Below are 11,379 nucleotides of genomic sequence, written 5' to 3'. Positions count from 1 at the left end.
TGACGCGCTGACCCACCCTCGCGCGAAAGAGTCGAGGAATGATCCCGATGACTCTCGGCGAGATCGCCCTTACCTGTGGCGGTGAGGTCCAGGGCAACCTGGGCCGGCGCACCGTCCAAGTGACCGGCGGCGCCTATCTGGACAGCCGTAACCCGGTTCCCGGTGGTCTTTTCGTGGCTCTGCAGGGAGCCGAGTCGGATGGGCACGACTACGCCGCCGGCGCGCACGCCGTGCTCGGATCCCGCCCCACCGACGCACCGACGGTGGTGGTCCCCGATCCGGTGGTGGCACTCGCGCTGCTCGCCCGCCGGGTGGTGCAGCGGGTGCGGCCGCGGGTTTTCGCTCTGACCGGTTCGCACGGAAAGACCGGGACGAAGGACTTCCTGGCCGCCGCCCTGCCGGGTGCGGTGGCCACCGCGGGCAATCGGAACAACGAGCTCGGAGTGCCCCTGACCTGCCTGGGCGTGAGTGCGACCACGGATCAGCTGGTGCTGGAGATGGGCGCCCGCGCGGTGGGGCACCTGTCCTGGCTGACCACGATCGCCCCGCCCGACGTGGCGAGTGTGCTGAACGTGGGCAGCGCGCACGTGGGCCGCTTCGGCTCGACGAAGCTGATCGCGCAGGCCAAGGGGGAGCTGATCGAGTCGCTCGGAGCAGACGGGGTGGCCGTGCTGAACGGGGACGACCCCCGGGTGATGAGCATGGCTCCCCGGACCGTGGCGCCGGTGACCACCTTCGGGCGACGGGGCGAGGTGACCTGGAGGCGCACAACAATGGACGATCTGGGCCGGCCGGCCTTCGAACTCGGGTACCAGGGGCGGTGGGCTCCGGTGCGGCTGCTGCGCAGCGGCGAGCACCAGGTCCGGAACGCGGCCGCAGCCGCGGCGATGGCGCTGGCCGTGGGCGAGGCGCTGGAGGACGTCGCGGAGCGGCTCAGCCAGGTCGGCCCCACCGCGCACCGCCTGCAGCCCCGCACCCGCGCCGACGGCCTGCTGGTGCTCGACGACACGTACAACTCCAACCCGGATGCGGTGATGGCCGCGCTGTCCTGTCTGGAGCGGATCGGCCGGGGCCGGTCCGGGCGCACCGTCGCGGTGCTCGGTGAGATGCACGAGCTCGGCTCCCACGCGGCCGAATCCCACCGTCAGATCGGTGCTTTGGCCCGGATCTTCGACATCGACCGGGTGGTGGCGATCGGCCCGGGCGCCGGACCCACCGCCCGCGAGGCCGGCGGGGAGCACCTGCCCGACCCGGAAGCGGCTCTGCAGTGGCTGCGCTCGAACCTCGAGCCGGAGGACGTGGTGCTGGTCAAGGGGGCCCGGGCCGGCGCGCTCGACGAGCTGGTCGAGTCGCTGCTGGAGTTCGTGCCGTCGAGGCCCCGACCGGTCGGCGCAGCGCGGTGACGCTGTGAGCTGAGTTTGCCTGGTGTGAGGTGGGTAACGTTGATGGTGCCGCCTCACACCGGCGTTCGTCGTGACCGGACAAAACTCAGAAGGCCCCCGGTTTCCCGGGGGCCTTCTGATGTGCGGTGCGCGAGGGGGGAGTTGAACCCCCATGCCCTTTCGGGCACACGGACCTGAACCGTGCGCGTCTGCCTATTCCGCCACTCGCGCTTGCTGCATGCAGAACGTTAGCACGGTTCGGAGGGCGCTCAGGACGGCCCACGAGCCGGCCGCCCCCGCCGTCGTGGGGGAGCCGGGCATCTGGGGATAATCGTGGTGATCTCCGGTACCCGTCGCATCCGCGAGTTGGACCGGCTCGCGGATACGCTGGAGGTGACCGGTTCCATGACGCGGATCGTCGCGCACCCCTCACCCGTTGGGCGTAGGGGAACGACGCGGCGGCCGCCGAGATACGGACTGGTCGTGCACTGCGCAGTGACTGCGGCAGGATCTACCCCGACCGCCAGTCACTCACCGGACCGGGAGGAGGTAGCCGTGGGAATGTTCGACCGCATGGAGAAGGGCATCGAACGCGCCGTGAACGGCGCCTTCGCCAAGGCCTTCAGAAGTGAGGTGCAGCCGGTCGAGATCGCCAGCGCTCTGCGCCGCGAGATCGACGACCGCGCCACCGTGGTCGCCCGTGGCCGCACGCTCGCGCCGAACACCTTCGTGGTGGAACTCGGCCAGGGCGACTACTCACGCCTCGGCGAATGGCAGGACACGCTCGGCGACGAGCTCCGCGACGTGGTCGCCGAGCACGCCGGCACCCAGGAGTACTCCTTCGTCGGGCCGATCTCGGTCCGCTTCGAGGAGGCGCAAGACCTCGACACCGGCCTGTTCCGGGTTCGCAGCACCACCACCCGTGGCACCCGTCCCCAGCAGGCTCACCCGCAGCAGCAGGCGCTCTCCCGCGCGCCCCAGCCGCAGGGCTACGAGCAGCCGGGGTACGAGGGCTACGGTCACCAGCCCCCGGTCCACCAGCAGCCGGATCATCCGTCTCTGGTCGTGGACGGCCGGGTGTACCCCATCACCGCGGCGGTCACCGTGATCGGCCGCGGTACCGAGGCCGACGTGATCGTCGACGACATCGGTGTGTCCCGGAGGCACGCCGAGGTCCGGGTCGAGGGCGACCGCCTGGTCGCCGCCGACCTGGGGTCGACCAACGGCACCTTCGTCGACGGCGAGCGGATCAGTACCGCCGAGGTCGTCGACGGGAGCCAGATCAAGATCGGCCGTAGCACCCTCGTCGTCCGCTTCGGATCATGGTGATGAAACCGCGATGAGCGAGCTCACGCTGACCCTGCTGCGGCTGGGTTTCCTCGCACTGCTCTGGCTGCTGGTGCTGTCGGTCGTGGCGGTCCTGCGCCGCGACCTGTTCAACAGTGCCCGGGCCGGGCGCCGCCCGGCGATGGCCGGAGCCCCGGCCCCGATGCCGGGGGGCGGTGGTGGCAGGCCCCAGACCCAGCAACCCGAACCGCCACTTCCGACACAACTTGTCGTGACTGCGGGATCACTGAAAGGCACCGTGATTCCCCTGGGCCAGGCTCCGATCCTGATCGGACGGGCCCCGGAGAGCACGCTCGTGCTCGACGACGACTACGCCTCCGGCCGGCATGCCAGGCTGTCGTTGCGGCACGGTGTCTGGATGGTCGAAGATCTCGGGTCAACCAACGGGACCTTCTTGGGACGCAACCGCGTTCAGGACCCGGTACCGATCGCCCCCGGAGCACAGGTCCGGATCGGGCGTACCGTCCTAGAGCTGCGGAGGTAAGACATGGCGATCGCGTTGCGGTATGCGGCGCGCTCCGATGTCGGCCTGGTCCGGTCCAACAACCAGGACTCCGGCTACGCCGGCCCCGATCTGCTGATCATCGCAGACGGCATGGGCGGACACGCGGGCGGTGACATCGCGTCCTCCCTGGCCATCGGGGAGATGGCCCCGCTGAACGACATGGAGCACGGGTCCGACGCGGCGCAGGGCGAGCTGCTGGAGTCGTTGCGGCACGTCCAGCGTGAGCTGGAGCAGCGGGTGGCCGAGGAGCCGGCCCTGTCGGGCATGGGCACCACGGTCACGGCGCTGCTGCGGGTCGGCAACGGCCGGCTGGCGCTGGCCCACATCGGCGACTCGCGGGCCTACGTGCTGCACAACGGGCGGCTGGAGCAGATCACCCGCGACCACACGTTCGTCCAGCGGCTGGTCGACGACGGCCGGATCACGCTGGCCGAGGCCGAGCAGCACCCCCAGCGTTCGGTGCTGATGCGGGTGCTGAGCGACGTGATGGACGACGTCGACCCCGACCTGTCCATGATCGACGCACGGATCGGCGACCGGTACCTGCTGTGCTCGGACGGCCTGTCCGGCGTGGTCAGCTTCGAGACGATCGAAGAGACGCTGGCCTTCGGCAAGGACCCGGCCAGCACCTGCGACCAGCTGGTCCAGCTGGCCCTGCGCAGCGGCGCCCCGGACAACGTCACGTGCATCGTCGCCGACGTGGTCGACTCGGTCAGCTCCCCCGTCAGCATCGAGCCGGTGGTCGTGGGAGCCGCCTCTCTTCATCCCCAGCCGCGGATCGGGTTCGGCGGGTCCGCGGCTGAACGAGCGGCCGAGCTGACATCCACTGCCCCGATCCCGGTGGTGCGCGACTACGACCAGCGTGACCACCCGGCCGAGCAGCTGTACGGCGACGGGTACTCCGACCGTTACGAGGACCAGTACCAGCAGCAGCCGTACCAGGACGACTACAGCGACGGTTACCGCGACCAGTACGACGACCGCTACCAGGACTCCTCCCGCCAGGAAGAGCCGCCGCCCGGCCGTCGCCGGGCCGGTGGCCGTGGCGAGAGCGAGGGTGGCGGCAAGCGCCGCCGCGGTCTGCGCCTGGGTCTGGGCCTGTTCCTGGTGCTGGTTCTGGCGGCCGGGGCCTTCGGCGCCTACCGGTGGACGCAGGGGCAGTACTTCGTCGGGTCCGAGGCCGGAGCGGTGGCGATCTTCAAGGGCCTGCCGCAGTCGGTCGGCCCGATCAACCTGAAGAGCATCGACACCCGGGTGCCCGAGGTACAGGTCACCAACCTGTCCGAAGACACCCAGCGCCGCCTCGAAGACGGCATCGCGGCCGACGACAAGGCGGACGCCCAGAGCAAGGTCGGCCAGCTTCGCACCGAGGCCGACTGCCGAGTGGCGGCCGCGAACCCCACGCCCACGGTCACGCCCACCGTCGAGCCGACCGGCTCGCCCAGCGCCACCACGGGCAAGAACAACGGCGCTGCAGCGACCACGGGTCCGGGCACCACCACCAGTGAGCCCGCCCCGACCACGACGTCAACGGCGCCGGGTGGTGGAACCGCGTCCGACTGCGCGGAGGCGAACTGATGGCGGCCGCGAGATCCACCTCGCCCCGCACCGGCCGGAACATCGAGGCCCTGCTGATCGTCGTGGCCATCGGCCTGGCGATCGGGGCCTACGCGATGGTGGGCCTGGCGATCAACGACGCGTTGCCGCCGGGCATGCTCGGCTACGGCGCCGGTCTGGGTGCCCTGGCCCTGGTCCTGCACCTGGCCGTGCGCCGGTTCGCGCCCTACGCCGACCCGACCCTGTTGCCGCTGGCGATGCTGCTCAACGGCCTCGGCCTGGTCATGATCCATCGCATCGACCTGGGCCGGGGTCTGGACTTCGCCAACTCGCAGGCGTTCCGGCAGCTGCTGTGGACGTCGCTGGCGGTGGTCGCAGCCACCGTGGTCATCGTCTGGCTGCGCGATCACCGCATGCTCAGCCGCTACACCTACGTGGCTATGGCCGCCGGTCTGGTGCTGCTGCTGCTGCCGCTGACCCCGTTCCTGGGTAAGAACCTGAACGGCGCTCGCATCTGGATCGGGCTCGGCCCGTTCTCGTTCCAGCCCGCCGAGATCGCCAAGATCTCGCTCACCATCTTCTTCGCCGGCTACCTGGTCACCGCACGAGACTCACTCTCGCTGGCCGGGCGCAAGGTGCTCGGGGTGCAGCTGCCGCGCGCCAAGGACCTGGGCCCGTTGCTCACCGCCTGGGGTGTCACCCTCGCGGTGCTGGTGTTCGAGCGTGACCTCGGTACCTCGCTGCTGTTCTTCGGCATGTTCGTCGGCCTGCTCTACGTGGCCACCGAACGGGCCAGCTGGGCCCTGCTCGGTGTGCTGCTGTTCGTCGGCGGCGCGCTCGTGGCCTGGAGGCTGTTCTCGCACGTGCAGCGCCGGGTCGACTACTGGCTCGACCCGTTCAGCCCGGACCTGATCGACTACAGCGTGCAGATCGTCCAGGGCCTGTTCGGCATGGCCAGCGGCGGCCTCATCGGCACCGGCCTGGGCGAGGGCCGGCCCTACGGCAACACCATGTACTTCGCCGAGAGCGACATGATCTTCGCTTCGCTGGGCGAGGAGCTGGGTCTGGCCGGTCTGTTCGCGATCCTGGTGGCGTACGCGCTGATCGTGGAGCGCGGCCTGCGCACCGCCATCGCCGCCCGCGACGGCTTCGGCAAGCTGCTGGCCACCGGTCTTGCCTTCACGCTGGCCCTGCAGGTGTTCATCGTGGTCGGCGGCGTCACCCGGGTCATCCCGCTGACCGGTCTGACCCTGCCGTTCATGGCCGCCGGTGGTTCCTCGCTGCTGGCCAACTGGACGATCGTGGCGATCCTGCTGCGTATTTCCGACTCCGGCCGCCGCCCCCCGGTGGCTGCCGACGGCCCGCTGTTCGACCTGCCGTTCGACGAGCTGCCCGAAGAGCTGAAGAACGACCCGGAGTTCCAGGAGGACAGGCGCAGGCTGGCCGGCCCGGAAAGTGATCAGGAAACGGTGGTGGTCCGGTGAACAGCCCGATCCGCAGGCTGGCAGCCGTCATTACCCTGCTTTTCGCCTCGCTCTTCGTCAGCGTCACCTACATCCAGGTGGTCTCCGCCAAGGAACTGGACGAGCACCCCCGTAACACCCGCTCTCTGATCAAGGAACGCAGCCGCGAACGAGGCCAGATCCTGGCCGGCACCAAGGTGCTGGCCACCTCGACGCCGAGCGACGACGTGTACCAGTTCCTGCGGGAGTACTCGGCCCCCCAGATGTATGCGCCGATCACCGGCTACTACTCCCTGGTCAACACCCCGTACGGGCTGGAGAGCGCGGAGAACGAGTACCTGTCCGGCTCCTCGGACGAACTGTTCCTGCGCAGCCTGACCAACCTGCTCACCGGTGAGCAGCCGAAGGGCGCCTCGGTCGAGACCACGATCAACACCAAGGCGCAGAAGGCGGCCTGGGACGCGCTGGGCAACCAGCGCGGGGCGGCGATCGCCCTGAACCCGAAGACCGGCGACATCCTGGCCATGGTCAGCAAGCCCTCGTACAACCCGAACGACCTGGCCACGCACGACACCAAGGCCGCCCTCGACGCGTACAAGAAGCTGAACGCCGACGAGCTGGAACCGCTGATCAACCGCAACATCGGCCAGCTCTACCCGCCGGGCTCGACGTTCAAGATCGTCACCTCGGCGGCGGCCATGTCGAACGGTGACTACTCGGCCAACTCGGAGAACGGGATCATCGGCCCGGTCACCCTCGATCTGCCGGAGACCACGGCCACGATCAGCAACAGCGGCAACCACGGTTGTGCGGACGGCACCCCCACGCTTCTCGAGGCCTTCGAGATCTCGTGCAACACTACGTTCGCCAAGCTGGCCATGGATCTTGGCCAGGACGTGATGCAGGAACAGGCCACCAAGTTCGGCTTCGGCCAGACACTGACCATCCCGCAGAAGGTGGCCGACAGCGTCTTCGCCGACACCGAACTGAACGCGCCGCAGCTGGCCCAGTCCGGCATCGGCCAGTTCGAGGTCCGCACCACCCCGCTCCAGGTGGCCATGATCGCGGCCGGCGTCGCCAACGACGGTGTCGTGATGCGGCCCAACCTGGTCAAGCGGGTGCTCAGTGCCGACGGCAAGACGGTCTCCGAGCGCAGCCCGGAAGAACTTTCCGAGGCGGTCACCCCCGACGTGGCCGAACAGCTGACCGAGATGATGGTGGCGACCGTGAGCGAAGGAACCGGTACCGCCGCACAGATGAGCGGTATCGAGGTGGCAGGCAAGACGGGCACCGCGCAGAATGCGGAAGGCGCCGCACCGCATGCCTGGTTCACCTCTTTCGCGCCTGCGGATGACCCGGAGGTGGCGGTCGCTGTGGTGGTCGAGAACGGTGGAAACGCAGGCAGCGAGGCTTACGGCGGTACGGTCGCGGCACCGATCGCCAAGGCCATGATGGAGGCGGTGATCGAATGATCACCAATGTTGGTCAACGACTTGGTGAGCGTTACGTCCTGCGCGAGCGCCTGGCCGTGGGTGGCATGGGTGAGGTCTGGGCCGCGGTCGACGAGGTGCTCAACCGGCCCGTCGCGGTCAAGGTCCTGCGCACCGACCTGGCGCCGGACGCGAACTTCCAGGCCCGGTTCCGCGCCGAGGCGCGCACCGCGGCCGCTCTGAGCCACGGCGGTATCGCCGCGGTCTACGACTACGGCGAGGCCCTGGGCTCGGCGTACCTGGTGATGGAGCTCGTGCCGGGTGATCCGCTGTCGGCGATGATCGCCGACGAGGGGGCGCTGGGCTCGGACCGGACGCTGTCGATCGTGGGTCAGGCTGCACGCGCACTGCACGCTGCCCACCGGCACGGCGTCATCCACCGGGACATCAAGCCGGCGAACCTGATGGTCACGCCCGAGCTGCGGGTCAAGGTCACCGACTTCGGGATCGCCCGGCCCCGCGACCACGAGCCGCTGACCGCCACCGGCCAGGTGATGGGCACCGCCCACTACCTCGCACCGGAGCTGGCCCGGGGGGAGACGGCCTCGCCGCTGTCCGACGTGTACGCGCTGGGTGTGGTGGCCTACGAGTGCCTCACCGGGTGGCGGCCGTTCGAGGGCGACAACCAGGTCGCCGTCGCCACGGCCCACCTGCAGGACGAGCCGCCGCCGCTGCCGGAGACCATCCCGGCGCAGATCCGCAGCATCGTGATGTCGGCGATGGCCAAGAACCCGGCCAAGCGCCCGCAGGGCGCCGACGCGCTGGCCTCGCTGATGGAAGATGCCCGGCTGCGCGGTCTGGGCGGCCCGCGGACGTCCGCTCCGGACTCCGACGAGATGGCCGCCCCGGTCAGCCCGCAGCGGGGCAACGCCGAGCCGGCGTGGCCGCAGGCCGATCCGGCCGCGCGTCGTGGTCCGGCGCCCGACCGCAACCCCGGCCCGGGCCGTCCGACGGCCTGGGAGTCCCGGGGCCGGGGCCCGCGTGAGCAGGAGCAGTACGACCAGCGCGATCCGCGAGGTCAGCGCGACCCCCGCGACATGCGTGACCCCCGTGGTCAGGCGCCCCTGGCCGACACCGGCTACGCCCCCGGCCCGGATCACAGCTACCGCCGCGATCCGCGTCAGCAGCAGCCCAGCGGATACCGCCCGCAGAACAACGGCGGCTACGACCAGCAGCAGTACCTGGACTCCGGGTACGACCAGCGCGATCAGAGGGATCAGCGGTCGGCCTACGCCGGCGGCCCCTCGGGCGGGCGTGGCCGTCAGGACGACGACCCGTTCTCGTCGCTGGGTGCCGGGGGCGACTACCCCTCGCGCAGCGCCAACCGGGGTCCCAGCCGGAACCGGGCCACCCACGGGCGGTCCTCGCAGTCCGGCGGTTTCCCCGGCGAGGCCTCCTCGGGCGGCCGGCGGAAGCTGTCGATCCCATTGATCGCGCTGATCGCTCTCGTGGTGCTGGTGGCGATCGTCTACGGCGTGAGCAAGGCGAGCGCGGCGACTCTGTCGGAGGCGGCCGGGTTGCGATCAGGTCACGTCACCTCCTCCGTGTCCGTCGAGCGCAACACGGACATGGTCACGAGCGTCGGGATCAGAGGATGATGGACGCGGCTTGGACGACGCGAGGATGGAACCGGTGAACGACAACGTGCGGGTGCTCGGCAACCGCTACGAGATCGGCGGCCTGCTCGGCCGGGGTGGCATGGCCGAGGTCCACGAGGGCCGCGACCTGCGCCTGGGCCGCACCGTCGCGGTCAAGCTGCTGCGCACCGACCTGGCCCGCGATGCCACCTTTCAGGCCCGGTTCCGGCGCGAGGCCCAGTCCGCCGCCGCGCTGAACCACCCCTCGATCGTCGCCGTGTACGACACCGGCGAGGAGTCGATGGTCGAGGCCAGCGGCGGGGTGGTGAACCTGCCGTACATCGTCATGGAGTACGTGGAGGGCCGCACCCTGCGTGAGGTCCTCGGCGAGGGCCACCACCTCGACGTCGACGCGGCGCTGGAGATCACCACCGGCGTGCTCGCCGCGCTGGAGTACAGCCACCGCATCGGCATCGTGCACCGCGACATCAAGCCGGCCAACGTGATGCTCACGCCGGTCGGCGACGTGAAGGTGATGGACTTCGGTATCGCCCGGGCGATGGCCGACTCCTCCTCCACGATGACGCAGACGCAGGCCGTCATCGGCACCGCCCAGTACCTGTCCCCTGAGCAGGCGCGCGGTGAGCAGGTCGACACCCGCAGCGACCTGTACTCGGCCGGCTGCCTGCTCTACGAACTGCTCACCGGCCGTCCGCCGTTCATGGGCGACTCGCCGGTGTCGGTGGCCTACCAGCACGTGCGTGAGCAGCCGATCCCGCCCAGCCACGTGGTCGGCGGGATTCCCGAGGCGGTCGACCGGATCGTGCTGCACTCCCTGGCCAAGGGCCGGGACGAGCGCTACCAGACCGCTCAGGACTTCCGCGCCGACGTCGAGGCGGCCCGCGGCGGTCGGCAGATCTACGCGCCGATGCCGGCGATGACCGGTTCCAACGCCACCACGCAGTTCATGCCGGCGGCCGACGGCACGCGGGCGATGCCGCCGGTGCCGAACGCGGCTGCGCAGGGCGCTGCGATGTACGGCGACCAGGCCACCACGGTCGGCGGCAACCCCTACGACCCGTATGGTCAGCAGCCGGAAGAGTACGGCCGCCGCTCGCGCGAGGTCGAGCCGAACAACCGCAAGCCGCTGGCGATCGCGGCGGCGGTGCTGGCGGTGATCGTCGTGTTCGCGGTGATCCTGAGTCAGACCGTCTTTAAGGGCAACGACGGCGACGGCGGGAGCGGTGGGGGCGGCGATACTTCGACCCAGGTCACCATCCCGGACAACCTCCTGGACACGGCTGTGAAGGTAGCCCGGCAGAACCTGGTCGAAGCCGGGATCCCGAAAGAGAACATCAAGACCAAGACCGAAATTACCGACGACAGCTCCAAGGTCGGCAAGGTCACGAAGGTCGACCCGGATGAGGGCGAGAGGATCACCACTGCCGACACAGTCACCCTGACCGTCGGCAAGGACGCGAACAGCGCCCTCGTTCCCACGCTGAACGGTCTGACTCTGAACGAGGCCAAGGCCGCCCTGGATGAAGAGGGTCTCGAGGTCGGGGAGACCAAGGAAGCCACCCGCAGCAGTTCCACCACTGCGGGCATCGTGGTCGGCAGCGATCCGGGTGACGGCGTCAAGGTCAAGCCCGGCTCCTCGGTGTCGCTGACCATCACCTCGGAGAACGTCGAGGTGCCCCAGCTCGAGGGCCTGAACTACGGAGCGGCCAAGAAGGCGCTCGAGGCAGTTGGCCTGAAGGCTCAGCGCAACAACGTCGAGACTGCGGACTACCCGGCCAACCAGGTGTTCGAGGCGGAGAAGGGTGTCGGTGAGTCGGTGCCCCGGGGCTCGACCGTTGGTCTGAACGTAGCCAAGGCCCCGGCCGTCGAAGAGACCACGGAGCCCACGGAAGAGCCGACTCAGAGCGAAGAGCCTGAACCGTCGGTCACCACCACGACCCCCGCTCCGTCGGTCACGTCCAGCGACGACAGCGGCGGGGACGAGGGCGAAGAAGACGACGAGAACGCCGACGGGATCATCGACATCCCCTGATCCAC

General features: G+C 69.8%; 8 protein-coding genes and 1 tRNA gene. 8 read left to right on the top strand and 1 reads right to left on the bottom strand.

Annotated features, from left to right (window positions below):
• Positions 1-38 precede the first annotated feature (38 nt).
• Positions 39-1,403: a UDP-N-acetylmuramoyl-tripeptide--D-alanyl-D-alanine ligase gene (locus LWF15_RS15505; protein ID WP_232811515.1), complete on the top strand. Its 1,365-nt coding sequence runs from the start codon at positions 39-41 to the stop codon at positions 1,401-1,403.
• Between the two features lie 126 nt (positions 1,404-1,529).
• Here LWF15_RS15505 and LWF15_RS15500 read toward each other — a convergent pair.
• A tRNA-Leu gene (locus tag LWF15_RS15500) sits at positions 1,530-1,613 on the bottom strand.
• Positions 1,614-1,943: 330 nt separating this feature from the next.
• On the opposite strand from LWF15_RS15500, the gene LWF15_RS15495 reads away from it, so the two are divergent.
• From LWF15_RS15495 to pknB, 7 genes are read left to right on the top strand one after another with little or no spacing between them, the layout of a single operon-like run.
• The gene (locus LWF15_RS15495; protein WP_232811649.1) at positions 1,944-2,711 is read left to right on the top strand and encodes an FhaA domain-containing protein; all 768 of its coding nucleotides are present in this window, start codon (positions 1,944-1,946) and stop codon (positions 2,709-2,711) included.
• A gap of 10 nt (positions 2,712-2,721) precedes the next feature.
• Positions 2,722-3,213: an FHA domain-containing protein FhaB/FipA gene (locus tag LWF15_RS15490; RefSeq protein WP_232811514.1), complete on the top strand. Its 492-nt coding sequence runs from the start codon at positions 2,722-2,724 to the stop codon at positions 3,211-3,213.
• A 3-nt stretch (positions 3,214-3,216) separates the two neighbouring features.
• Positions 3,217-4,812, top strand: a complete 1,596-nt coding sequence (locus LWF15_RS15485) for a PP2C family protein-serine/threonine phosphatase (protein WP_232811513.1) — start codon at positions 3,217-3,219, stop codon at positions 4,810-4,812.
• Positions 4,812-6,275 (top strand): FtsW/RodA/SpoVE family cell cycle protein, encoded by a 1,464-nt coding sequence (locus LWF15_RS15480; RefSeq protein WP_232811512.1) that lies wholly within the window; start codon positions 4,812-4,814, stop codon positions 6,273-6,275. Before LWF15_RS15485 ends, LWF15_RS15480 begins: the two co-directional genes overlap by 1 nt.
• Positions 6,272-7,726, top strand: a complete 1,455-nt coding sequence (locus tag LWF15_RS15475) for a peptidoglycan D,D-transpeptidase FtsI family protein (protein ID WP_232811511.1) — start codon at positions 6,272-6,274, stop codon at positions 7,724-7,726. The genes LWF15_RS15480 and LWF15_RS15475 overlap by 4 nt, the downstream gene beginning before the upstream one ends.
• Positions 7,723-9,342, top strand: a complete 1,620-nt coding sequence (locus LWF15_RS15470; protein ID WP_232811510.1) for a protein kinase domain-containing protein — start codon at positions 7,723-7,725, stop codon at positions 9,340-9,342. The genes LWF15_RS15475 and LWF15_RS15470 overlap by 4 nt, the downstream gene beginning before the upstream one ends.
• A 25-nt stretch (positions 9,343-9,367) precedes the next feature.
• A complete protein-coding gene (pknB, locus tag LWF15_RS15465) occupies positions 9,368-11,374 on the top strand; it encodes a Stk1 family PASTA domain-containing Ser/Thr kinase (RefSeq protein ID WP_269810257.1) in 2,007 nt (668 codons plus the stop codon).
• Positions 11,375-11,379: the final 5 nt, after the last annotated feature.

The organism is Kineosporia rhizophila, assembly GCF_021277265.1.
GTDB classification, from domain to species: domain Bacteria; phylum Actinomycetota; class Actinomycetes; order Actinomycetales; family Kineosporiaceae; genus Kineosporia; species Kineosporia rhizophila.
Note: the sequence above shows the minus strand (reverse complement) of the source record. Positions and strands in the feature narration are given on the sequence as shown.

What these genes read in the sequence shown, in the direction of transcription:
- LWF15_RS15505 (WP_232811515.1), top strand. Translation starts at nt 39, where the DNA reads ATGATCCCGATGACTCTCGGCGAGATCGCCCTTACCTGTGGCGGTGAG.
- LWF15_RS15495 (WP_232811649.1), top strand. Translation starts at nt 1,944, where the DNA reads ATGTTCGACCGCATGGAGAAGGGCATCGAACGCGCCGTGAACGGCGCC.
- LWF15_RS15490 (WP_232811514.1), top strand. Translation starts at nt 2,722, where the DNA reads ATGAGCGAGCTCACGCTGACCCTGCTGCGGCTGGGTTTCCTCGCACTG.
- LWF15_RS15485 (WP_232811513.1), top strand. Translation starts at nt 3,217, where the DNA reads ATGGCGATCGCGTTGCGGTATGCGGCGCGCTCCGATGTCGGCCTGGTC.
- LWF15_RS15480 (WP_232811512.1), top strand. Translation starts at nt 4,812, where the DNA reads ATGGCGGCCGCGAGATCCACCTCGCCCCGCACCGGCCGGAACATCGAG.
- LWF15_RS15470 (WP_232811510.1), top strand. Translation starts at nt 7,723, where the DNA reads ATGATCACCAATGTTGGTCAACGACTTGGTGAGCGTTACGTCCTGCGC.
- pknB (WP_269810257.1), top strand. Translation starts at nt 9,368, where the DNA reads ATGGAACCGGTGAACGACAACGTGCGGGTGCTCGGCAACCGCTACGAG.